Annotated in this window: 21 protein-coding genes; 7 read left to right on the plus strand and 14 right to left on the minus strand. The window is 44.8% G+C overall.

Translation table 11 applies throughout. The features are described 5' to 3' along the window. Positions 1-3: 3 nt before the first annotated feature. Genes speB through speA form a run of 4 tightly spaced genes read right to left on the minus strand, consistent with a single transcriptional unit; the run spans position 4 to position 5,182 of the window. Entirely contained in the window at positions 4-858 is an 855-nt protein-coding gene (gene speB / locus G3W54_RS09055; RefSeq protein ID WP_162652742.1) for an agmatinase, read from the minus strand. Beyond that, positions 855-2,042, minus strand: coding sequence for a carboxynorspermidine decarboxylase (locus tag G3W54_RS09060; RefSeq protein WP_197742812.1), 1,188 nt, complete (start codon positions 2,040-2,042; stop codon positions 855-857). The genes speB and G3W54_RS09060 overlap by 4 nt, the downstream gene beginning before the upstream one ends. A gap of 8 nt (positions 2,043-2,050) precedes the next feature. Next, positions 2,051-3,256 carry a saccharopine dehydrogenase family protein gene (locus tag G3W54_RS09065; protein ID WP_162652743.1) on the minus strand — a complete coding sequence of 402 codons (1,206 nt, stop codon included), beginning with the start codon at positions 3,254-3,256 and terminating at the stop codon, positions 2,051-2,053. Positions 3,257-3,280: 24 nt separating this feature from the next. After that, positions 3,281-5,182, minus strand: a complete 1,902-nt coding sequence (gene speA, locus G3W54_RS09070; protein WP_162652744.1) for a biosynthetic arginine decarboxylase — start codon at positions 5,180-5,182, stop codon at positions 3,281-3,283. Between the two features lie 154 nt (positions 5,183-5,336). On the opposite strand from speA, the gene G3W54_RS09075 reads away from it, so the two are divergent. Both G3W54_RS09075 and G3W54_RS09080 read left to right on the plus strand, forming a co-directional pair. Continuing rightward, positions 5,337-6,245 (plus strand): ROK family protein, encoded by a 909-nt coding sequence (locus G3W54_RS09075; RefSeq protein ID WP_162652745.1) that lies wholly within the window; start codon positions 5,337-5,339, stop codon positions 6,243-6,245. Positions 6,246-6,299: 54 nt separating this feature from the next. Then, the gene (locus G3W54_RS09080) at positions 6,300-6,812 is read left to right on the plus strand and encodes a DUF1499 domain-containing protein (protein ID WP_162652746.1); all 513 of its coding nucleotides are present in this window, start codon (positions 6,300-6,302) and stop codon (positions 6,810-6,812) included. A gap of 98 nt (positions 6,813-6,910) precedes the next feature. Here the strand turns inward: G3W54_RS09080 and G3W54_RS09085 are convergent, their stop codons facing one another. The 5 genes from G3W54_RS09085 to G3W54_RS09105 form a co-directional block, all read right to left on the minus strand. Beyond that, positions 6,911-8,389 (minus strand): NAD(P)(+) transhydrogenase (Re/Si-specific) subunit beta, encoded by a 1,479-nt coding sequence (locus G3W54_RS09085; protein ID WP_162652747.1) that lies wholly within the window; start codon positions 8,387-8,389, stop codon positions 6,911-6,913. A 13-nt stretch (positions 8,390-8,402) separates the two neighbouring features. Further along, complete coding sequence (locus G3W54_RS09090; protein WP_162652748.1) at positions 8,403-9,974, minus strand: Re/Si-specific NAD(P)(+) transhydrogenase subunit alpha; 1,572 nt, start codon at positions 9,972-9,974, stop codon at positions 8,403-8,405. Positions 9,975-10,438: 464 nt separating this feature from the next. Continuing rightward, entirely contained in the window at positions 10,439-11,230 is a 792-nt protein-coding gene (locus tag G3W54_RS09095) for an ATP-binding cassette domain-containing protein (protein ID WP_162652749.1), read from the minus strand. A 10-nt stretch (positions 11,231-11,240) separates the two neighbouring features. Continuing rightward, complete coding sequence (locus G3W54_RS09100; RefSeq protein ID WP_244627866.1) at positions 11,241-12,557, minus strand: sugar ABC transporter permease; 1,317 nt, start codon at positions 12,555-12,557, stop codon at positions 11,241-11,243. Positions 12,558-12,635: 78 nt separating this feature from the next. Beyond that, a complete protein-coding gene (locus tag G3W54_RS09105; protein ID WP_162652750.1) occupies positions 12,636-13,667 on the minus strand; it encodes a substrate-binding domain-containing protein in 1,032 nt (343 codons plus the stop codon). A 223-nt stretch (positions 13,668-13,890) separates the two neighbouring features. Between G3W54_RS09105 and G3W54_RS09110 the strand changes: the two genes are divergently transcribed. From G3W54_RS09110 to G3W54_RS09120, 3 genes are read left to right on the plus strand one after another with little or no spacing between them, the layout of a single operon-like run. Continuing rightward, the gene (locus tag G3W54_RS09110; RefSeq protein ID WP_162652751.1) at positions 13,891-15,126 is read left to right on the plus strand and encodes an ROK family protein; all 1,236 of its coding nucleotides are present in this window, start codon (positions 13,891-13,893) and stop codon (positions 15,124-15,126) included. Then, positions 15,126-16,538, plus strand: a complete 1,413-nt coding sequence (locus tag G3W54_RS09115; protein ID WP_162652752.1) for a di-heme oxidoredictase family protein — start codon at positions 15,126-15,128, stop codon at positions 16,536-16,538. Before G3W54_RS09110 ends, G3W54_RS09115 begins: the two co-directional genes overlap by 1 nt. Beyond that, entirely contained in the window at positions 16,538-18,172 is a 1,635-nt protein-coding gene (locus G3W54_RS09120; protein ID WP_162652753.1) for an ASPIC/UnbV domain-containing protein, read from the plus strand. Before G3W54_RS09115 ends, G3W54_RS09120 begins: the two co-directional genes overlap by 1 nt. A 16-nt stretch (positions 18,173-18,188) precedes the next feature. Here G3W54_RS09120 and xylB read toward each other — a convergent pair whose 3' ends face one another. From xylB to G3W54_RS09145, 5 genes are all read right to left on the minus strand, one after another. After that, a complete protein-coding gene (xylB, locus tag G3W54_RS09125; RefSeq protein ID WP_162652754.1) occupies positions 18,189-19,640 on the minus strand; it encodes a xylulokinase in 1,452 nt (483 codons plus the stop codon). Between the two features lie 102 nt (positions 19,641-19,742). Then, positions 19,743-20,234 (minus strand): ureidoglycolate lyase, encoded by a 492-nt coding sequence (locus G3W54_RS09130; protein ID WP_162652755.1) that lies wholly within the window; start codon positions 20,232-20,234, stop codon positions 19,743-19,745. An 8-nt stretch (positions 20,235-20,242) separates the two neighbouring features. Beyond that, positions 20,243-21,064: a bifunctional allantoicase/(S)-ureidoglycine aminohydrolase gene (locus G3W54_RS09135; RefSeq protein WP_162652756.1), complete on the minus strand. Its 822-nt coding sequence runs from the start codon at positions 21,062-21,064 to the stop codon at positions 20,243-20,245. Between the two features lie 8 nt (positions 21,065-21,072). Next, positions 21,073-22,479, minus strand: coding sequence for an allantoinase PuuE (puuE, locus tag G3W54_RS09140; RefSeq protein ID WP_162653637.1), 1,407 nt, complete (start codon positions 22,477-22,479; stop codon positions 21,073-21,075). Between the two features lie 109 nt (positions 22,480-22,588). Then, positions 22,589-23,491 carry a LysR family transcriptional regulator gene (locus tag G3W54_RS09145; RefSeq protein ID WP_162652757.1) on the minus strand — a complete coding sequence of 301 codons (903 nt, stop codon included), beginning with the start codon at positions 23,489-23,491 and terminating at the stop codon, positions 22,589-22,591. Between the two features lie 106 nt (positions 23,492-23,597). On the opposite strand from G3W54_RS09145, the gene G3W54_RS09150 reads away from it, so the two are divergent. After that, positions 23,598-24,833 (plus strand): urate hydroxylase PuuD, encoded by a 1,236-nt coding sequence (locus G3W54_RS09150; protein WP_162652758.1) that lies wholly within the window; start codon positions 23,598-23,600, stop codon positions 24,831-24,833. Between the two features lie 26 nt (positions 24,834-24,859). Beyond that, positions 24,860-25,219, plus strand: coding sequence for a hydroxyisourate hydrolase (gene uraH / locus G3W54_RS09155; RefSeq protein ID WP_162652759.1), 360 nt, complete (start codon positions 24,860-24,862; stop codon positions 25,217-25,219). Position 25,220 lies beyond the last annotated feature (1 nt).

A 25,220-nucleotide genomic window follows, 5' to 3' on the forward strand; every position in this document is an offset into this window, starting at 1 on the left:
ATGTTATTTAATGAGAGTCATAAGAGCATAGACAATCTGTGCTGCTGTAAAGTTCCAACCATCCATGTCTTTAATGGGTGCTAGTTCTACGACATCCAGCCCTACAAGATTACGCCCCTTAAGTGCGCTTTTAACAATGTGGATTGATTGAAAGTAAGATAACCCGCCTGGCACCGGAGTTCCGGTCGCAGGCATTTCAGATGGGTCTAAACCATCCACATCATATGAAACGTAGATATTTTCGGGAAAGTCGTCTGGTAAATTGATCTCATAAATTGACTTGCTGACAAGCTCTTCTGCATCGATATGAAAAACATGCTTCTCGAGCCTACGATCAACCTCTTCCCGACAAAGTGCACGTACACCGAATTGTGCCAGGCGAACATCTTCATCCGCCAGCAATTGCATCACTGATGCATGAGAATATTTCTCATCTTGATAGGCTTTCCGCAAATCTGCGTGCGCATCAATTTGTACAACACCAACAGGGGCATCTAAAGCTTGCTGAACACCAACAACTGCTCCATAAGATAAGCTATGCTCACCACCCAATGTGACTGGTATTCGGCCTTCGCTTACAGCAAGCTTTGTACGTTCACTCAAACGTCGCATCACATCTGCTAAAGCACCATCACAACTTATTGACGGTTCAGTGAAAATACCTTCCGCACATATTTCTCGATTAAAACACAGGCGCTCTAATTGATCACTTGCTTCCAAAATCGCATCAGGACCAAACCGTGTACCGCTACCGTAAGAGACGGTTCGCTCAAGTGGCATTGGAATAATGACAAACTTTGCATCCTCTCGCTGACGCTCTTGATCGGACAACTCGCTATCTAAAAATACTTTGTTCATTGGTGTAACCGCATACGGAAATCCTCATAACCAAATTCACAAATCATTTTAAGATCATCCGTTTCCGAATTCCAAAGCGCAATAGCTGGAAGTGGTACACCATTAAACGTATTTGTCTTCACAAATGAATAATGTGCCTGATCCAGAAATGCGATCCGGTCACCAACATCTGGTGAGCCTTCAAACTTATAATCACCAATGACATCACCTGCCAAACATGAGGGCCCGCCTAAACGATGAAGAGGCCCGGATTTAGCTTCACCCATCATGTCCGGGCGATATGGAGCTTCAATAACATCAGGCATATGACAGGTTGCAGATATATCAGTAATTACTATTGGCATGCCGTTTTCAACCACATCAAGCACTTCACCAACTAAAATGCCGGCATCCAGCGCAACAGCTTCACCCGGTTCGAGATAAATATCCAGCCCAGTTTTAGATCTGATCTCCTGAATGAGTTGAACCAATCCATCCCGATTATAATCCGCGCGTGTGATATGGTGTCCACCTCCAAAGTTCAACCATTCTAGCTGAGGCAAAAACGTCTGTATCTGAGGTTCGATCGCTGCCCAAGTCCGCTCAAGCGGCTCAAACTCCTGCTCGCATAATGTATGGAAATGTAATCCCACAACACCTTCAAGCATATCAGCACTCAAAGATGATATAGGAGTTCCAAGCCGGGAAAACGCCGCGCATGGATCATATTTTTCAACAAGCCCTTCGGAGTGTTCAGGATTTATTCGCAACCCAATTTCAACATCCGAGCAAAACCCTTGGATTAAAGGCGTAAAACGTTTCAACTGCTGAGGCGAATTAAAAATAAGATGGTCAGATATCTCAATAATTTCCGGTAGGTCTGTTTCTTTATATCCAGCACAAAACGTTGTGATCTCCCCAGAGTAAAATTGCTTCGCGAGTTTTGCTTCAAACAAGCCAGATGTACATGTGCCGGAGAGATATTTGCTTACTAAAGGCGCAAGTGCGGGAAAGGAAAATGCCTTAAGGGCAGACAAAACTTTAGCACCTGACCGGTCTGCAATATCAGCAAGCACACTAAGATTTTGCTCCACCTTTGCTTCATCAATAACAAAACAAGGAGACTGGACACGAGATAAATCAAAATCCGCAAACGGGCCTGCGCCGCCCGACTGTGTTTCCATCATCTTTGGTGGCTTGCTCAACGGATCACCTAAAAGTCGACAGGCTTATCAAGTTCATGAACCTGCCACGGCAACCCGTGCTGATTAAGCATATCCATATAATCATCAGGATCGAGTTGTTCGGTATTCCAAACACCGGCTTCAGCCCAATTACCTTTAAGAACTTGTGCTGCACCAATCATAGCCGGAACGCCAGTTGTATAGGCAACCGCTTGGCTACCTACTTCCGCATAGCATTCTTCATGATCACAAATGTTATAGATATAATAAGTCTTTTCAGCACCATCCTTCATACCAGTTGCAATATCACCAATACAGGTTTTACCCTTGGTTAACTCACCAAGTTCACCTGGGTCAGGTAGAACAGTTTTTAAAAACTGTAGTGGTATAATTTCAACACCCTCATGATTGACAGGTTCTATGCTCGTCATACCTATGTTTTGCAGTACAGTAACATGGTTGATATAGGCATCACCAAACGTCATCCAAAAACGTGCGCGTTCCACCTCAGGGAAGTGCGTTTTTATGCTCTCAAGCTCCTCATGATACATGAGGTACATGTTTTTCTCGCCAACACTTGGAAAATCAAATGCAACCTTAGTCGACATGGCTGCAGATTCTATCCAAGCCCCATTTTCCCAATGACGAACCGGCGCTGTTACTTCGCGAATATTAATCTCAGGATTAAAGTTTGTGGCAAAGGCTTTGCCATTATCTCCCCCATTACAATCCAAAATATCGATCTGGCGGATCGTCTCAAGCTTATGCTTACGGAGCCAAGTTGCAAACACACTTGTCACACCAGGGTCGAAACCAGAACCAAGAATTGCCGTCAAGCCTGCTTTTTTAAAACGATCTTGATATGCCCATTGCCAGGAATATTCAAATTTAGCTTCCTCTGGCGGTTCATAATTTGCGGTATCAAGATAATTAATGCCAGCTTCCAGACAAGCATCCATCAAAACCAAATCCTGATACGGCAGTGCTAAATTTACAAGAAGTTCAGCTCCCGTTTCTTTAATCAAAGCAACCGTAGCCGATACATCCATGGCATCAAGTTCCGCCGTGTGAATGGTAACGCCAACGCGTTCCATAACAGCTGTAGCAATCTCGTCACACTTAAATTTGCGGCGACTTGCCAAAGTGATTTCTGAGAATATTTCTGAATTCATTGCCATCTTGTGGACAGCAACTGAACCAACGCCACCTGCGCCAACAACGAGTACTTTTGACATGACTAACCTTCCCAATATACGGAGTTAAAGCGTATCTGCGCTTTCGAAATATGTGTAACCGTTCATCAAATTCTTGTAAATCGACATAATGCTTTTGCGCTCTTTAACGCTGATTTTACCTGCATCAACAGCTTGCTCCAACGTTTCTTTGAATGCATCTATACAATCCTTTGGATCATATTCAACATAAGACAAGACATCAGAGATGCTATCACCTTCCACCTCATTAAGTAGATTAAAACCACCCTTGCCATCAAAATCAATTGTGACGACATTAGTATCGCCGAACAGGTTATGCAGATCACCTAAAGTCTCTTGGTAAGCACCGATAAAAAATACACCCAAATAATAAGCTTCATCATCATCTATGGCGTGTAGTGGCAAAGCACTGACATCTCCAGATTCCATTATGAAATTATCAATTTTCCCATCTGAATCGCAAGTGATGTCGGACAAAATGGCCTTCCGGGTTGGTGGCTCATTTAAGCGCTGTAGTGGTACGATTGGATGAAGTTGGTCAATTGCCCAAACATCTGGCAGAGATTGAAACAAAGAAAAGTTACAATGATAAATATCTACAAGCTGACCAAATTTTTCCTCCATCTCATCAGATGTAACATCCTCTTTATCTGCCAAAGCTTTAATGAGTGAAGCGACATGCAAGAATATCTTTTCTGCCCGCGCCATTTCTCGAATTGAAATATTGCCATAGCTGAACAGTGTGCGCAGCTCATCCCGATAGTACCGAGCATCATTAAAACACTCTTGCAACCTGTCAACTGAAAGATAGCCTTTAATAGCGGTGAGATCCGATAAAAAGTGGTGATCATCAGACTGAAGTTCCGGCATATCACTATGTTGATAATCTGTCGTTTCAAGCACACTGAACGCCAAAAAAGATGAATGAGCAACAACAGCCCTACCGCTCTCTGTTACCAATGTGGGGTGGGCCAACCCCGCTTCATCCATAGCATAGCCGACAGCTTCCACCACATTGGTGCAATATTCGGCCATTGTATAGTTTGTTGAATTAACAGTACTCGTTTTCTGACCAGTGTAATCAATACCCAGGCCACCGCCGAGATCAAGAAAAGAGAGCGGAACCCCCTCCCCAGAAAGGCTTATGAAAACGCGACAGGCTTCAGTTACCGCCCGCCGAACATCATTCACGTTAGGTATCTGAGATCCAAGGTGAGAATGTTGCAAGACCAAACAATGCAGCAGCTTTTCTTTCTTAAGGCGATCAATAACGTCTACAAGCTGACTGATAGACAAACCGAAAGTTGAGCGGTCGCCGGAGCTTTCCGCCCAATTACCACCTACTTGATGGGTTAGCTTAATTCGAACACCAAGCTGTGGCTCCTGATCGAGTTCTTTGGCAACTTCGATAACAAGATTTAACTCTGTCATACTTTCGAGAACAATAACGACATTAAATCCCAACTGCCGCGCCCGAATAGCAAGTTCGATAAATTCCTTATCTTTAACGCCGTTACAGATGATCAATGCATCCGGTGCAAATTTCTGACTGAGCGCTATGACCAATTCAGGCTTTGAGCCTGCCTCAAGCCCAAAATTATAAGGTCTGCCATATTCCGTAATTCGGTCGATCACCTGCGCTTGCTGATTAACCTTAATTGGGAACACGCCGCGATAAACGCCCTTATATTTGTAATTTTTGATAGCATTTGCAAAACAGTCATTCAGGCTATTGAGTGAATGTTTCAAATAAGATGCAACGCGAATAAGAACGGGCGTCTGAATGCCACGAGCTTCCAAGTTCGCTATAATTGAGGGAAGACTGATCGGAGGTTGATCAGGCGATAAGGGGTTCAGAAGGCCAAGCTCACCGTTATCCAACTTGGTTACATACCCATCGCCCCAGCGATCAACACCGTAAATATCTGAATCATCAATTTCGCTCATAAATGCGATTTCCCTGTCAATTCTTTAGTTGCACTTTTCGCACTTGTCGGAATATAGATCGTTTGGCAAGTAAAATGTTCTTTTCAATACAAAAATTCTCGATATGTTACCTATAAATCGAGATGATAATCAATTTTGGGTAAGAAGAAATTAAATGAAATTCTGTGCAGGCATAGACTTAGGCGGAACAAAGATCGAAGCGAGACTGTTTGATCAAGGTTTCAATGAACAAAACCGAAGACGGATTGAAACACCTGTTACCAGCTATGCTCTGCTGCTGGAGGGTATCTTAGAGCAATTAAACTGGATTGAAAAACAGGCACCTAGCTGCCCAATTGGTTTGGCAAGCGCGGGAATAATCAACCCAACCACTCGCCAGATATTTGCATCAAACCTTCCCTTTGATCAACAGCATCTTGAATCTGACATTGAGCAGAAATTTGGCCGTTTCGTTCCTCTTTTGAATGATAGCAATGCATTTGCGCAGTCAGAGGCAAACTTCAAAGACACACAACAATTTAACAATATTGTTGGACTTATAATTGGAACAGGCGTTGCCGCCGGTCAGGTATTTTCACAAGAAATCGTAATAGAAGGCGCCAACGGCCAGTGGGGGGAAATCGGCCACATTCCGTTTCCCGCATCAACTGCCTATAAGTACGACCTTCCCATCATAGACTGCGGTTGCGGACAACCCGGATGTTTTGAAACGCTTCTAGCTGGACCGGGTTTGGTTAAACTTGTCAAACATAAAACTGGTACTGAAACCACAACATACGAGATATTTTCCGATCAAAAATACGCACCATTGCTAGATATCTGGTTTGAGATACTAAGCGATCTCCTCGCCATTATTGCAAAAACAAATGATCCGGAAGTTATCGTGTTTGGCGGCGGACTGGGAGCATTACCCATCGTGACCGAAAAAGTTGGGAGCCTGCTAAAACCTAAATTACTCCCGGGAGCAACCGTACCGAAGCTCGTCACGGCTCAAGGCGGAGATGCCAGCGGTGCGCGCGGTGCGGCAATTTATGCTCTTAATCGAGAGCGCAGGAATTCCTAGATAGAAGTTGCAAATTAATTTGCACATATGCAAAATACCTAAGAAGCTCTGTTTATGAAAATAACCCTTATCGCACTCGCCGCAATCGTAACCGTAATTCTATTCATCTATATATTTGTCGGATTGGAGAGGGTCTGGGAGTTCACATCGGGAAACCCAGACTTGGGAGCCATTAATATTGAGACTTTAGAAAAAGCACCAGAACCAAACCAATATCTCCTTTGCCCGGAAGACTATTGTGCGGAAACGCCAGATACTATTGCAAGTACCTATGACATCCCCGCTTCAGAGTTGTTCGCAGAAATTCTTTTACTCTTGGAAGCAAATCCAAAATCAGAGTTACTCTCTTCTGATGAACGCGAGCTAACGCTACGTTTTCTAACACGTTCTCCGGTATTGAGATTTCCCGACACTACAAACATTGAAGTGATTGAAATTTCTAATACACAATCAACCTTGGCAATCTACGCACAGGCAAAAATGGGTGTATCAGACTTAGGTGCGAATAAAAAACGCATCGACGCAATGGTAGAAGAACTCGAGACGCGCATTTCGCAACGCAACTAAATTGAGGTTTTAACACCAAAAAACAGGCGGCATCACTGTCGCAATGCCGCCTGTTTAGAGCTTATAGTTCGCTACAATTGAACGAGGATTAAAACCCTCTAATCAATCTTTGTTAGAAGTGAATCGAGGCTAGCCTTCGCATCACCATAGAACATGCGAGTATTTTCTTTGTAAAAGAGTGGGTTTTCAATACCAGAATAGCCAGTGCCTTGCCCACGTTTTGATACAAACACTTGTTTTGCTTTCCAACATTCAAGCACAGGCATACCTGCAATCGGGCTGTTTGGATCTTCCTGTGCAGCTGGGTTTACGATGTCATTTGAACCGATAACAATTGCCACATCAGTTTCAGGGAAATCGTCGTTGATTTCATCCATTTCCATAACAATATCATATGGTACTTTTGCTTCAGCCAGTAGAACATTCATATGACCGGGTAAACGACCTGCAACCGGATGAATGGCGAAACGCACATTCTTACCTTTTGCACGAAGTCGTTTTGTCAATTCAGACACAGACTGCTGAGCTTGCGCAACTGCCATTCCGTAGCCTGGAATGATGATGATGCTATCAGCATCTTGCAGAGCTGATGCAACACCATCTGCATCGATAGCAATCTGTTCGCCATCAACTTCCATCGCAGGACCGGCTTGACCGCCACCGAAGCCACCAAGAATAACACTAATGAACGAACGGTTCATAGCCTTACACATGATGTAACTCAAAATTGCACCAGATGAACCTACAAGCGCACCAACAACAATCAGCAAATCATTGCCAAGCGTAAAGCCGATGGCTGCAGCGGCCCAACCGGAGTAAGAATTCAACATGGATACAACAACAGGCATATCCGCACCACCAATGCCCATGATCAAATGGTACCCGATAAAGAATGCAAAGAGTGTCATAAGGACGAGTGTCCAAATGCCAGCACCATTGAAATACATGATAAGCAAGATAAGCGACGCAATGGCAGCAGCAGCATTAAGCATATGACCGCCCGGCAATTTATTTGCTTTACCGTCAACCTTGCCTGCAAGTTTACCAAAGGCCACTACCGAACCTGTGAATGTCACAGCACCGATAAATACACCCAAGAAAACTTCGACTTTCAAGATGGAAATTTCAGTAGCCGTTTTCTTCGCAAGTTTTTCTGCAAACCCAGCAAGACCTGACTCTTTAAAGAATGCCAGCTTCTCCGCAGATGACATATCGGGCGACATGGCGGATTTCAACGCCAGAACATCTTGCAGCTCGATCTCAGCATTAAAGCCAATAAACACCGCAGCTAGGCCAACAAAGGAATGAAGCGCTGCCACAAGTTGCGGCATCTCAGTCATTTCGACTTTCTTGGCAACAACCATACCTAGGTATGATCCAACGGCGATCATCGCAATAATGATGATGTAATTTGCCATCCCGGGGCCAAAGAATGTCGCAGCTACCGCAACGCCCATACCAACGATGCCATACCAAACGGCACGTTTTGCACTTTCCTGTCCAGACAAACCGCCCAGAGACAAGATAAAGAGAACAGATGCAGCAATATAAGCTGCAGATACAATACCAATACTCATGTCATCTCTCCCCTTAAGACTTCTGGAACATTGCCAACATACGGCGCGTGACCATGAAGCCACCAACAATGTTGATCGATGCGATTAAGATTGAAATTGCCGATAATGCGAGAACAAGCCAATTGCTTGAACCAACCTGCAAGAGCGCTCCCAAAATAACGATCCCGGAGATCGCATTGGTGACAGCCATTAAAGGCGTATGTAGTGAATGTGATACATTCCAAATAACTTGAAAACCAACAAAGCATGCCAGAGCAAACACAATAAAGTGCTGCATGAAGCTCGCTGGCGCATACATACCAATAATTGCCATCAATACCGCACCTGCCCCAAGCAATGTGAACTGTTGTTTGCTTGCTTGTCTAAAAGCGGCAACTTCCGCAGCAGCTTTTTCCTCGGCAGTAAGCTCAGGCTTCACTTCTTTTGGCTTGGCGGCGATAGCCTGTACTTTCGGCGGCGGCGGCGGGAATGTTACTTTACCCTTGAAAGTCACCGTTGAACCACGGATCACATCATCTTCCATATCATGTTTGATCTTACCATCTTTTTCTGGCGTAAGATCTGTCATCATATGGCGGATATTTGTTGCATAAAGCGTCGAACTTTGCGTTGCCATGCGGCTTGGAAAATCGGTATAACCAACAATTGTCACGCCATTTTTTGTAACAATCTTCTCATCCATAACCGTAAGTTTACAGTTGCCGCCCTTCTCAGCAGCAAGATCGATGATAACCGAACCGGGCTTCATCGCCTTGACCATATCTTCCGTCCAAAGCTCAGGCGCTTCCCGGTTTGGAATAAGTGCCGTTGTAATTACGATATCAACTTCGGGCGCGAGTTCACGAAATTTGGCAAGCTGCGCTTCTCTAAATTCTGGAGAAGACACAGATGCATACCCGCCGCTTGCAGCGCCATCCTTTTGCTCTTCTTCAAAATCAAGATAAACAAATTCTGCGCCCATGCTTTCAACTTGTTCAGCAACTTCGGGCCGAACATCAAAGGCATACGTGATAGCGCCAAGCGACGTAGATGTACCAATGGCCGCAAGGCCGGCAACACCAGCGCCGACGACAAGAACTTTTGCTGGCGGTACTTTACCCGCAGCTGTAATTTGACCCGTAAAGAAACGGCCAAAATTGTTACCAGCCTCAATAACGGCACGATAGCCTGCGATATTTGCCATGGATGATAGAGCATCCATTTTCTGCGCACGTGAAATACGTGGCACCATTTCCATCGCAATGACATTGACGCCCTGCTTTTCAGCAAGCTTCATACCATCTTCATTACCAGCGGGATTGAAGAAGGAAATCAAAGTTTGACCTTTAGAAAGGCGCTTCAACTCAGCCGCACTTGGCTGACGAACTTTCGCAATAATATCGCTGTCTTTCCAAAGAGCTGATGCAGTTTTTACAACTTCTACGCCAACGGCTTTATAATCTTTATCTGCAAATCCAGCGGCTTTACCGGCGCCAGTTTGTATTGCACACTCAAAGCCAAGTTTTTGTAGCTGAACAGCAGATTCGGGGGTCATCGCAACACGATTTTCGCCCGAAACCGTTTCAGCAGGGGTGCCCAGTTTCATATCAAACTCCTACATCTGCTCGACTATTAAAGTGCCAAGCACATCGTTATATTCCCAAAAATATCAGTAGATGACTACTTCCAGAGGCAACATCATAATCCAACATTGCCCTGTCTTACGCATGGTTTTCGTCTAACTCATTAATAAACTCAAGGGGTTAATATTCATTTTTTCGGCATATAACAACAACTCGCCAGAACTTAATGTCTCTAAATATTTTGTTTAATCGATTTAACTTATTGTTTTAATTTAAAAAAATAAAATACACGATCTGTGAATAAAATGTGTTATCGATATCATCGATGCATCGGCGTTTATCAATATGCCGCAATAGATTCGCTAAAATGTGTATGTTTGGTATGAACAGATCACAAAAAACGGCCATTAAACGAGAACATTCACGTTAAACAGCCGTTCCTTATTCATAGATCTTCGTGACAACTAGCACAAAGAAAGCTCTACCATTACTCTTTCATTGCGCCTGGTCCCGGTATTGCAGCAGGAGGGCATTTACCCAAAATGATCATACCAAGTACTTCATCCTTGGTTACATCTTCTGTTCTGGCATAACCAACCACTTGCCCGTTCTTCATCACAGCCACACGATCTGCCAGATCAAACACATCATGAATATCATGGCTGATAAGGAATATCCCGATGCCATCTTTTTTAAGTTGATGGATCAGCTCGCCAACCTGCTCAGTTTCTTGAGGTCCAAGGGCTGCCGTCGGTTCATCCATAATCAAGATTCGAGCATTGAAAAGAATAGCTCTAGCAATGGCAACTGATTGCCTTTGACCACCGGATAATTTACTTACCGGCTCCTTAAAGCGTTGAAAGTTTGGATTAAGACGACCCATAACTCGCCTCGCCTCTGCTTCCATTGCAGTATCATCCAAAGTTCCAAAATTCGTCAAAATTTCTCGACCCAGATAAAGGTTAGCAGCAGCGTCTACATTGTCGGCCACAGCTAGAGTTTGGTAAATCGTTTCAATTCCATATTTCTTTGCATCTCGTGGATTTTTTATGTCGGCTAACTCGCCATTTACATAAATATCTCCCGTGTCACGCTTATAAGCACCTGACAGCATTTTGATCAAAGTAGACTTGCCCGCACCATTGTGGCCCAAAACAGCAACCACCTCACCCGGGAATAAATCTATATCAACGTGATCAACGGCCTTAATGCCTCCAAAAGCAATGGAGATATCTGTCATTTTTATCAGCGGAACCGCATTATTTGTTTCTTTAGACATCATAATCTCCTTACTTCGCTCTTTTGCGGTAAACTGTATCGACCCAAACGGCGACAACGAGGACCGAACCAACAACCATGCGCTGAATGGATGAATCAAACCCAATCAGAACCATGCCCGAGAGTAGGCTTTGCATAACCAGGGCACCCAAAATGGCACCATAAATAGTCCCCATCCCACCGGCTAGCGAAGTTCCACCGATTACGGCAGCTGCAATCACGTAAAGCTCATCTAAAGTGCCTAGAGCATTGGTTGCGGAATTCAAACGAGCCGAAGCAATTACGGCTGCTATTCCCGTTAACATTCCCATCAAAGCAAATATTTTTAAAGTCATCCACTTTGTGTTGATACCAGCCAAAGCGGCTGCCTCAGGATTACCACCAATGGCATAAACATATCGCCCGAACCTGGTTCTAATCATCAAGAATGTCATACAAATACCAACTGCAACCAAGATTAAAACTGGGATAGCAAAGCCATGACTGATAAATGCGCCCTCAAGGTTCTGACCTGTTTCACGGCCTATCTTTCTCAAGATACCTTTTGGCAAAGGATAAGCATTCACCAGCATCACAGATGCAACAATGGCAATACAGCCAACTGTTGCCAGAAAGCCCTCAGCCCACATTGGTCGCAATTTAAACTGGTGCCTTTTACGCGACTGGCGCGCAGAATAGAGCATATAGATCACACCGATACAGGCTAGCAAACCGACAATCCAACTCGCAGTGGCGCCAATGGAACCGTATGGCCCGCCGCCTAATAATGCGAAGGTTGGGTCAACAGGTGAAATCGTCCGTCCATCAGCCGCCTGGAACGCCATACCCCGCCAAAACATCAATCCACCTAGAGTGACAATGAATGCAGGAATATCGCGATAAGCAATCAACCATCCGTGAAATGCACCAATTGCTGCACCCAGGATCAGACCAGAAAACACTGCTATTATCCAAATGGACCAATGCCCCAAACCCAAATACTGCGGAAGAATTTCAACCTGTAGCAGGCCCATTGCCATGCCGATCACTCCGATCATGGACCCAACTGAAAGGTCAATGTTACGTGTGATAATAACCAAAACCATTCCTGTCGCCATCACACCGATCGAGGCGGTTTGAACGGATAGATTCCATAGATTACGTGGGGTTAAAAATCGCCCCCCATCATTGAATGCTTCACCATAAAGGTGAAATCCCACCCATATAATGATAAGGGCACCAAGCATGCCAATTAGCCGAACATCAAGTTCGGTTGCTTGTAAAAATCGAGAAAAAACGCTGGGGTTATCTATCTCTTCAGCGCCATGTTTTTTAACTGGTTCGCTCACCGGACATATCCTGTAACTTGAATTTCATAAAAAACTCCGCGCTAGCGGACGCTAGCGCGGAGAATTTACCTGGATTAATTAACAGCCATCAACACCATCTTGAGCGCCAGCACATGCCTGCTCTTTGGAGATATGACCGCCATCAATTGCGATACTCAAGTTATCTTTTGTCAAAGGAGTTGGCTCAAGAAGAATTGCGTTAATCGCAATACCTTTCTCCCCACCGGTAAATTTAACAGCGCCTTCAATACTATCCATAGATGCACCTTCAGCTAAAGCTGATGCAATCTCGCCTGCTGCTTTACCCAAGTTACGTGCATCTTTCCAAACTGAAACAGTTTGAGTACCACGTGCCACGCGGTTAATCGCAGCCAAATCGCCATCTTGGCCACCCACTGGGATTACCAAACCTTGAGCACTCAATGCAGCAACAACACCTCCGGCCATGCCATCATTCTCGGATAGTACAGCATCAACATTGTTATCATTTGCAGTTAGAATTTGCTCCATATTCTTTTGAGCGTTTTCCGGCTTCCAGCTATCTGAGAATGCTTCACCAACAATTTTGATTTTGCCAGCATCAACATCCGCACCGATAACTTCCATCATACCTTGCAGCAAGAATGCCGCATTTGGATCACCCGGATCACCTTTGATGATCGCATAGTTTCCTGTCGGTTGAACAGCTTGAACTGATTTAGCGATAATACGACCAACGCCAATATTATCAAATGTAAGATAGAATGCACGGACATCTTCGATCAAACGATCATAACCGATAACTGGGATGCCTTCGTTGGCAGCAGCTTCAATTGCAGGAGCAATTGCATCTTTGTCCCATGCATTAATGATCAAAACATCGACACCTTGCGCAATCAGCGCTTCGATATCAGTCAATTGCTTTGCAGATGATGATTCAGCATCAGCAGAAACATATTCGTTTCCTTCTGCGCTGATTGCAGCAACAATAGCCGCCTCATCTGTTTTCCAGCGCTCCTCTTGGAAACTTGCCCAAGATACACCAATTTTTTTGTCTTTAGCGATAGCACCACCAAGTAGAGCCGCAGACAAAGCAGCACTAGCAAGCAACATAGTTGCGAATTTTTTCATTTGAATCCCTCCCAAATGACTATTTTGTAAAGAGCGCACATTGCGCAATTTTACATTTACCTTAAAAAATCGACCGAAGAAGTTATTTTTCTCGACAGCCAAGAAAATAATTGCCAGAGTTTTAATTGGGAGTCAACAGCATTTATTTCGAGTATCGAGAAAATTGACATTATGAAAAAGTTGGATATAGTTTCGAAAAAAATTTAGCAGGCAAAAACGTCGTATGTTAATGAAAGCAAGTACCGAATCTTTAAGAATGCAAAACCGCGGTATTGTCTTATCGGCCCTGCGTCGTTTGGGTGCGGTTTCTCACACTGAAATCTCTGAATGGTCAGGCCTTAGCTCCGCAACGATCTCAGCCATAACCACAGAGCTGGAGAAGGAAAACGTTCTCCAACGCGTTGAACAGGCTCCTGCATCAGGACGCGGAAGACCTCGTGTTAAACTACGTCAAAACCCTGAAGCTGCCTATATTGCTACAGTTAGAATCACTTCGGAGACACTCCAATATTCCCTGATAGACTATTCAGGCGTAATGAAGGATCGATTTGAAGAAAAGCGTCCTCCCGAAGAAACAGGCGTCGATGAATTCTGCGCCCGTTTTAAGGCTGGCCTTAAAAGATTAGCAGAACGGGCCAAACTTAATCATGATCGAATCTTGACAATATCTATTGCGACCAAAGGTTTGGTAACGCGCGGCAAACCAGAGTTAAACTGGTCGCCCGTTTTTGAAGATCAAACGATCGACTTTGAAGCCTTACTTTCAAAGGATTGGTCAGGTCAGATCCGCTTAACCAACGACACCCAATTTGCGGCACAAGCGGTAATGCGCAAAATCGCAGCAGACCCATCTGCTCAAGAAAGAAAACAAATTGCTGTTCTGTCACTCAATCATTCCATTGGTCTTGGCATAGCGACACAAGAACCGGATGGCCGGATAACGGCATTTGCTCCCCCTTTTGGGCATATGATGCATATAAGCAATGGTCCAGTTTGCCGTTGCGGCTCACACGGATGTATCGAAGCCTATGCGGGGTATTACGGAATATTGCGAACAGCATTTGAGGTCGATAAAAACACCATTCCGGCAAAATTCATACCGTCAGCTGAAATCGAAAAAATTGCAGTCCGTGCTCGTCAAGGTGACCGCATGAGCGAATACGCATTTCGAATGGCCGGAGAAGCTATAGGGCTTGGCATAGGTCGACTTCTCACGCTTTTAGGCCCCATGCCAATAGCTATTACTGGCGCTGGAATTTCCTTTTACGACCTTATGCAAGAAGCCATCTTAAACGGCATTAAAAACAACTTACAAATTCGGCGTGAAAAAATGCCGGAAATTTCGCTTCATCCCGATGAAAGTGAATTAATTTTCTATGGCAATGCCCAGAGCTGCCTGAGTGACCTTGATAATAATACTATCTCAGATCGAACTGCAATCTATTGGAAACAAACGTAATGCGTCATATTGTTCTTCTCAGCTGCGCCGCCATTTTATCAGCTCAACCCACCTTTGCGGAAAACGCTACCCCGTGGGAAGAGCGCACCGAAGCAATTGGCAGCATTAAAAAAATGCCACGCGGATTTCTTGGACGTGCGGAGTTGGATAGACTTGTCAAAACTGGTGAGGATCTCTTTGCGGCGAAGTTTACCACACAAGATGGCGTTGGGCGACCCAAAGCAACAGCGGCAATACTTCCCACCAAAGCGCGGAGAATCTCACAAAATTTATTCGCCAGAACATCAGGATCGGATTCTGGATCATGTGCTGCTTGCCACAATGAACCACTCATAGGCGGTGCCGGAGATTTTGTAACCAACGTTTTTGTCTCCGAGGGTTTTACTAATTCTGACTTTGATTCAACCAACCCGCAATTCTCAAATGAGCGAGGAACAAATCACTTATTCGGCGCGGGCCTGATTGAATTGTTGGCAAGAGAGATGAGTTCAGAACTCATCGAGATACGCGCGCAAGCCCTTCGCAAGGCAAAAAATCAAAATGAGTCCATCCGCCAAAAACTCGCATCAAAAGGCATATCTTTCGGCTTCATAACCGCTCATTCAGATGGCTTGATAGACTTGACGGAGCTAGACGGCATCGACAGCGATCTTGTTATCAGACCATTTAGTCAAAAAGGCGTCATGACATCCCTTCGCCAGTTTACAGTCAATGCAGCAAATCACCACCACGGCATGCAAGCTACAGAACGCTTTGGAACACGCTGGACAGGTGAACTTGATTTTGATGAGGATGGATATAAATTCGAACTTAGTCATGCAGATATCTCGGCCTTAGTAGCATGGCAAGCAACGTTGCGACCTCCTGTTAAGGTCGAACCTGAAAATACTCTTTGGAAAGAAGCTGCACTCAAAGGTGAGACAAAGTTTGATGACTTGGGCTGCACCTCTTGCCATGTGCCTGCTTTACCACTCACCTCATTGCAATTCGATGACCCTGGTATATTCGATGTAGCAGGTACACTACAATCTTTTCAGGTTGAAGCTCCGGCGACCTATGATCTGGCTATGCTTGAGTGGGCACAAAGCCTACCTCGAAACGAAAAAGGTCAGGTTCTTGTTCCTCTATTTGGTGATCTAAAGCGTCATGTTATGACGGATAACCAAGTAGATGGGTTTGGCAACGAACTTATGTCACAACGATTTGTAGATCGTAATATTTTTATAACTGCAGAGCTTTGGGGGCTTGGATCTACGGCACCCTATGGCCATCGTAACGATTTTGCCGATCTACATAGTGTCATTGATGCCCACGGCGGTTCAGCGCGCAAATCTCGAGATGCTTATCTTGCTGCATCCGAAAGTGAAAAAAGCCAGCTGATTGCATTTTTACGAACATTGGAGATCAAGTAATGCGTAAATACATCATCTCCTTCACAGCCGCGCTCCTACTTACCTCGTCCCCTACGTTTGCAGAAACAGATTTTCCATTTGATGTTCCATCGATGAATGAACAATCTGCTACCGCAGGCATTAAACATCAATATGATGGTCCTTGGGAATATTTTGTTGGCGGCGGCGGCGCTAGCTTTGACTGCAACGGCGATCGAATGCCTGACCTGTTTCTTGCTGGCGGCACCAATGACGCTCAACTATTTATCAATCGATCGAAGCCAGAAGGTAATTTGAATTTTGAGAAGCAAGCACTCGATCTCGGCAAAAGCCTTACTAAAGTAGTAGGAGCATACCCATTAAACATTGATAATGATGAACATATGGATGTCGTCATTCTGCGCGTTGGATCGAACCAAATACTACAAGGTGGTCCTGATTGCAGCTTCACAAAATACAACAATCGACTTTCATTCAATGGTGGACGCGAATGGAGCACAGGCTTTGCTGCTATTTGGGAAGGCAAAAACGACTTTCCCACCCTCGCCTTTGGCAACTATGTCGACCGCAGTGCTCCCGGTTCACCTTGGGGAACATGTTCTCCAAACATACTTCTACGTCCTGATGGCACGGGCAAGTACGGTGAACAAATATCTCTCGAACCAGGTTTCTGTTCTTTATCAATGATTTTTACCGATTGGAATAAGTCAAACAAGCCCGATTTGCGTATTACAAACGACAGGCAATATTACCGTGGCGGCGAAGAACAACTTTGGAACATATCCGATGGACAGATGCCAAAAATCTATGGGCGTTCGGATGGATGGGAAACACTAAAAATCTGGGGAATGGGGATTGCCGAAGCAGACCTTGATGGTGATGGTTTCCCTGAATATGCGTTAACATCGATGGGCGATACGAAAATCCAATCCTTAGATCAGGAAGCGGATGAAGAAAGCCCTATCTATCGAGATATAGCGTATGATCTGGGTGCAACAGCTCATCGTCCTTATATTGGTGATGATTTAAAACCTTCGACGGGTTGGCATTCTCAGTTTGCTGACTTTAATAATGATGCACGACGTGATTTATTCATTGCTAAAGGCAACGTTGAAGCCATGCCCGATTTTGCAAAATTTGATCCCGACAATATGCTTCTTGGCGGCCTAAATGGTGTCTTCACCGAGAAAGGTGATGAAGCGGGCATTGCATTAGATACCGTTGGGCGCGGTGCTATTATTGAAGATTTCAATGCAGATGGTATGCTTGATTTAGTTGTTATTAATCGCAAATCAAACATCAGTCTTTTCCTGAACGAAGGTGCGAAAACTGAATGGGGGCATCGCCCGATGGGTAATTGGGTTAAGATTGAGCTTGATAACGGCGACATCAACCCTAGCGCGGTGGGCGCAAAAATCAGCGTTAAAACCGGCAATCTAAACCAAAGCAAAACAATCCAAATTGGTGGCGGTCATGCCTCCGGGCAAGCTGGTTTTTCTCATTTTGGTCTTGGTGTTGCAGAGCGCGCCACCATTCGAGTTCAATGGCCAAACGGCGACTGGAGCCATCCATACAAAGTCTTTGCAAATAACCATGTTGTTATCAAACGTGGAAATGATGCTGCAAATTACTGGTATCCTGTCACTTCTGAATAAATGATAATACCAAACATTATTGGATCGCCTTTAATCCGGAATAGGCAAGACGGAAGTTTTGATAGGCTTCATCAAACTGCGGTTGAAGGGTTGATACCGGATCAATTGTTTGGCTAATTTCAGGCGCGACAATAACATCTTCTGGCGCTATCGATTTCGCAGTGACTTGACCAAGCCTTGCGGCTCCTAGAGCAGCTCCAAACTCGTGTCCTTTTGGCAGATGCAGCGGCAGGCCAAGAATTGTTGCAAGTAACTGCAACCAATAGTGAGATGCGCTCCCGCCTCCAATTGCTGTTAATCCATCAAGCTTGGCACCTGTAGATTGTAACGCTGCCAACGAGTCTCGCAATCCAAATGAAACACCTTCAATGACCGCTTGGGTCATATCGTGGTGGTTTGTTGATGTTGCGAGACCGGTGAACCCACCGCGTATTTCAGCATCATTATGCGGCGTGCGTTCGCCAGAAAGATAAGGTAAAAATCTAACAGAACTCGGGGGTAAAACTTTATCGCCCAACGCACTGGTTAGCTCCGATTGCTTCGTGCCAGTAATACCAGCCAACCAGTTCAAGCTGTCTGTCGCAGATAACATCACACCCATTTGATACCACCGGTCAGGTACGGCATGACAAAATGTATGTACCGCCGTGGCAGGGTCTGGGACATAAGCGTTACGCGCAGCAAGTATAACGCCAGACGTTCCAAGCGATACAAAGCCCTGCCCTTCGTCTAATGCACCAATTCCGCATGCCGCCGCCGCATTATCACCTGCGCCACCAGCAATAATAACTGTGTTCGAAAGCCCCCATTTTTGCTGAAGCTCTGATTTTAATTCGCCGGAAACTTCACACCCTTCGACGAGTGAGGGCATTTGATCACGACGCATATGCCCCGCCTTGAGCAACTCATCAGACCAAACTCTTGCACTGCAATCTAGCCAGGATGTCCCTGCGCTGTCGGACATATCAGCAACATATGAACCAGTTAGATAAAAGTTCAAATAAGCTGCTGGCAATAGAACTTTCGCAACTTTAGCGTAAATATCAGGTTCATTATTTTTAACCCACTCAAGTTTTGGTGCGGTGAAACCGGGGAAAACTATGTTTCCAGATAGTTCCCTGACATTGGGTAACGCGTCCAGAATAGCCGCCTCTTTGTAGGATCTGGTATCATTCCATAAGATACATGGGCGCAATACAGCGCCATCGGCACTTAATAAAGTCGCACCATGCATATGCCCTGCAACGCCAATGCCCTTTAACTCGGAAAATTCTGAATGTTGTTTTTTTAACTCGCCTATTGCACCATCGAGTGCGTCGATCCAGTGTTGTGGATTTTGTTCTGACCAACCAGCTTGAGGGTTTGAAACATTGTAGTGTTTTTCCGCAGAGCCAATAGATTTACCATCTTCGCCAATCAACAAGGCCCTTAGACCAGATGTCCCAAGATCAATTCCCAAATAGCTCATTTTACAATCCTCAATATTTACAGGAGCAAGAGGATGTTATTCTACAGATTATTATTTATTTCAACCGTTAAAAAAATATACAGTGTTTAGAAATGTCCAACATTACCTATTTTTGATCAAATAAGGAGTATCAAAAAAATACTCTTCTAAATTATTCCCTTCGCCAATACGATCAACAATAACGAAGTCACCCAGTTCATCAAGCGGCGTCAAAACGGCATGCCAAGTGTTGCGATGGTAGTTCACGCCCTGACCTTCCTCTGCCATAAAAGCAATTGGGACATCCGGTGCACCATCTTTGTCAGCAGCTACAATCAAAAGAAATGGTTTTTTATCCAGGGGAATAAACGCCTGGCTACCTAGCGGATGTCGCTCCATCATTTTGAGCTCCAAAGGCAACGAATATGGTCTGCCACGACCTAAACTTATTCCAAGCTTCGCATCGTCACCTAAAATAGAGACTTGAGCTAGATCATGAAAACGATCGCACTTGCCATTGTTAATCGCAAAATCTGGCTTACGATTGAAATCAATCACATCACCATAGGGCGCAAAGGACTTTTCATCTAACGGCTTTATCTTAATGACTTGCATGCTGTACCCTAACCAAGCTTCATATGGCGATTTACATCTTTATATAGAAGGTAGCGAAAATTACTCGGCCCGCCCGCATAGCACGCCTGTGGGCAAAAAGCGCGCAACCACATGAAATCACCAGCTTCTACTTCGACCCAATCTTGATTGAGCCGATAAACGGCCTTGCCTTCAAGCACGTACAAACCGTGCTCCATCACGTGTGTCTCAGCAAATGGTATAACGGCACCCGGCGCCAAAGTAACGATAGTAACATGCATATCATGGCGCATATCGTCAGGATCAACAAAGCGCGTTGTTGCCCATTTCCCATCCGTATCAGGCATAGGTGTTGGCGGCACATCTTTTTCGTTCGTTACAAAAGCATCTGGTACATCTATGCCATCTACTGCCTCATACGATTTACGAACCCAATGAAAACGGACATGCTCATGACCATTGTTCAGAACAGCCCATCTGCAAGCTGGAGGGATAAATGCGTAACCTCCTGATTTCAATTGATGTTGTTCGCCATCAAGCGTAAGTGCCATCTCACCCTCAACGACAAAAAGTACAGCTTCAGCATTCTGATCAAGTTCAGGCTTTTCACTGCCCCCGCCAGGCGCGACTTCAACAATATATTGCGAGAAGGTCTCAGCGAACCCGGACATCGGTCGCGCGATAATCCATGCCCTCGTCTTATCCCAAAACGGCAACTTACTGGTCACAATATCCTGCATGACACCCTTAGGGATAACAGCATAGGCGTCGGTAAAAACAGCACGACCAGTCAACATATCCGTTTGTTTGGAAAGTCCACCCTTAGGGGCGTAGTATGTAGGATTGTTCATCAATTTTCTCAATTATTTGGATCTAACAAATCAGTAATTCGTAAAAGTGCAATGCGCTCCACCTGCCGACACGCCGTCTTAAACTCATCATCGCGTGAGTTATCGATCCGCTTTTTAAAGGCATCCATAATCTGTGATTTCGTAAGGCCCTTGACCGCTATGATGAATGGAAATCCGAATTTTGTTTTGTACGTTTCATTCAACTCGGTGAATATTCGCCGCTCATTATCTGTCAGCGCATCTAAACCGGCACTTGCCTGCTCTAAAGTGGATTCTTTGGTCAAACGTTTCGCAGCAGCAAGCTTTCCAGCCAAATCCGGGTGAGCGGTTAATACACCAAGTTTTTCCTCATCACTTGCTGAACGAAATTGAATAGCCATTGCCGCATGGATACCAGTAACAGAATCATGTGCAGGATTTAACTCACTCTCGTAGGTACGCTCGGCAACCCACGCAGAATGTTCAAAAACACCACCGAAGTGATCCAAAAACTCCTTCTTATCAATCTTAGATGGATAGATTTTTTGATCAAGTGGCGGATGCTCGACCTTCCAATATCGGGCAATGTCAATTCTGCGAGCAAACCAGACCTTGTCGTGACTTTTCGCATATTCAAGAAATCTTTCCAACGCGGCAGCACGCCCAGGTCTGCCTATCAATCGGCAATGTAAGCCGATGTTCATCATTTTCGGCGCACCCGACTTACCTTCCGCATACAAGGTATCAAATGTATCCTTTAAGTACGTGTAGAACTGATCTCCTGAGTTAAATCCTTGCGGAGTGGCAAAACGCATATCATTACAATCTAATGTGTACGGGATGACAAGTTGATCCCGCCCTTCATGAGAGTACCAGTATGGCAGATCATCAGCATAGCTATCGGATACATATTCAAAACCGCCCTCTTCAGCGACCAGATCTACTGTATTGACCGAACAGCGCCCCGTATACCAACCTCTTGGTCGTTCGCCCGTTGCGGCTTCGTGCATTCGGATAGCTTCATCCATATGAGAACGTTCATCTTCCTTGGCGTAATCTTTATACTCGATCCACTTCAAGCCATGCGAAGCAATTTCCCAATCAGCGTCAAGCATCGACTTAACCTGTTCGGGTGAACGTTGCAGGGCTGTTGCCACACCATAAACCGTTACGGGTATATTATGTGATGTAAACATGCGGTGCAGGCGCCAAAAACCAGCTCTTGCTCCATATTCATAAATCGATTCCATATTCCAATGGCGTTGCCCTTCCCAGGCCGCAGCGCCGACTATCTCGGATAGGAAGGCTTCAGATGAAACATCTCCATGCAGAATATTATTCTCACCACCCTCCTCGTAATTGATCACAAATTGAACGGCAACATGTGCTCCGCCTGGCCAATTCGCCTTCGGTGCTTCGCATCCATACCCTTGCATATCACGCGGATATCTTTTCAAGATAAAACCTCCAGAATTTGACCCAATCTAACGTAAATTTTCATTCTAACTATCTTTATATTTTTGAAGAAGATTACAGGATTTCAAACTACCTGATCTGCTTCTTACATTCTTGCGCGATGAAGTTTATAAATAGACGAATTTTCGGATCTTGAAGCTTCTTGTGCGGATAAACGCAAGAGAATGGCAGGCTCGTTGGCGGGTTGTTCTTCAAAACCTCGACAAGTTCACCACGGTCAAGATATTCCTGCACTTCGAAGATTGGCTTGTTTACAATCCCACAACCCGCCATCGCCCATGATGTTAAAACATCGCTATCATCACTTTCCAGCGGGCTTTCAAACTCAAATCTACGAACTTCATCCTTAACCTGCAAACTCCAGTAAAACTCCTTCAACCCGGGATAGCGCAAAAGAAGGCATTTATGCTCATGCAAAAACAATTCATTCACACCATCCGGCATACCATGCCTTTTTATGTAATCAGGTGATGCACACAAAATTCGGTCAAAATCGAAAATAGGCAATACACGAAGCTCTGAATCAATGAGATTCCCGAGCACAAAAGCTGCATCAAGACCTTCGTTTGTAATATCAACCTTTCGATCTGATAGGCGCAAACGTACATTTACATCTGGATATTGCTCCTGAAATAAAGGCACCAATGGTGCAATCAACTTCTTTCCCAAACCAAGAGGAGCAGAAATGAAGATCGTCCCTTTTGGCTGCGATGTGATTTCGCTAATACTGCCCTCAACTTCGTTGATGGTATCAAGTATTTTGACTGCCCCTTTATAAAACAACTCCCCTTGTTGGGTGGGTGTCAGGTTTCGCGTTGTTCGATTAAACAAACGTGTACCAAGGTGTTTCTCCAATTCCGAGATCCGGCTACTTGATACGGCAGGGGAGATACGTAAGTCGCGCCCGGCAGCAGACATGCTACCCAATTCATAGGCACGAACAAATGTTTTGAGATTATTTACATAAGACATATGGTAGAACTAGCATTATCTGTTATTATTTGAAAGTCCTTGTATTTTCTTGTTATTCAATCTGATAACAAAGCCTGCGAAAATGAGGAAAAGAGGAGAGCTTAGTTTGTATGAATTCGCAATTGCACTGGATTGGCTAACATTTGCCGCCAGATGGCTCCATGTTATCACCGCTATCGCTTGGATTGGCTCTTCATTTTACTTTATCGCTTTGGATTTAGGTCTTTTCAAACACGACAACCTGCCTGCTGGAGCCGCTGGCGATGAATGGCAAGTTCATGGCGGCGGCTTTTATCATATCCAGAAATACATGGTCGCGCCTGCAACCATGCCTGAACATCTGACATGGTTTAAATGGGAAGCGTACACCACTTGGCTCTCCGGCTTTGTTCTTATGTGTCTGGTTTATTATACTGGTGCAGAGTTGTTTTTAATTGATCGCGCTGTTCTTGATGTTTCAACACCTGTAGCCATCTTGATTTCAATGGCATCAATCGCCGTTGGTTGGATCATCTACGATCTGCTATGTAAATCACCACTGGGCAATGACAGCACTCGGTTGATGATCCTATTATATTTTGTACTTGTCGCTATGGCTTGGGGATATACTCAACTCTTCACAGGTCGTGCTGCGCTTCTGCATCTTGGCGCATTTACTGCAACAATCATGTCTGCAAATGTGTTTTTCATCATTATCCCTAATCAGAAAATTGTTGTTGCGGATTTAATAGCAGGCAAAAAGCCCGACCCAGCCCTTGGCCTTCAGGCAAAGCAGCGTTCTACGCATAATAACTATCTCACGCTTCCTGTTATATTTCTCATGCTATCCAATCATGCACCGCTCGCTTTCGCGACAGAATATAACTGGATAATAGCTTCGTTGGTATTCCTAATGGGTGTCACCATCCGTCATTACTTCAACACAAAGCACGCTCGCAAAGGCAACCCGAGCTGGACTTGGCTTGCTACTGCTGTCATTTTCATTATCATCATGTGGCTTTCAACGGTTCCGAAAGTTTTATCTGGTGATGAAGCTACGCTGGGAATGACTGACCATGAAAAGCAGTTTGCAAATGTTGTTGAATTTGAACAAGCGCGAGATACCGTGTTAACGAGATGCTCGATGTGTCATGCGCAAGAACCCGTTTGGGAAGGCATTTTGAACGCACCTAAAGGCGTTTTGCTCGAAACTGACGCCCAAATAGCTAGGCATGCAAAAAGCATATACCTGCAAGCCGCTAGAAGTCATGCGATGCCGCCGGCAAATATCACTGCAATGGAAGACCATGAACGCAAACTTCTCACAGAATGGTACATTGCAGCAACGGGCAATAAATCCTGATCGGTTCAAAATTTGGAGATGATAATATGAGTGCTGAACAAAATACTGGTCGATTAACAACACATGTGCTCGACACAGCCTCCGGCAATCCTGCGGCATCATTGGTGATTAAACTTAGCAAAATTGATGGCACAGATCGCACAGAAATCAAAACCGTGACAACCAACAGCGATGGACGCTGCAATGCACCCCTTCTTGAGGGAGGAGCTATGCAAACCGGAGTTTATGAGTTGGAATTCGACGTAGGTGGTTATTTTGGCAACACTCAATCAAATGCATTTTTGACGACTGTGCCCGTACGTTTTAGAATTTCAGACGTAAATTCACACTATCATGTACCCTTGCTGGTTTCTCCATTTGGTTATTCGACTTATAAAGGAAGCTAAC

Source organism: Lentilitoribacter sp. Alg239-R112 (assembly GCF_900537175.1).
Classification (GTDB): domain Bacteria; phylum Pseudomonadota; class Alphaproteobacteria; order Rhizobiales; family Rhizobiaceae; genus Lentilitoribacter.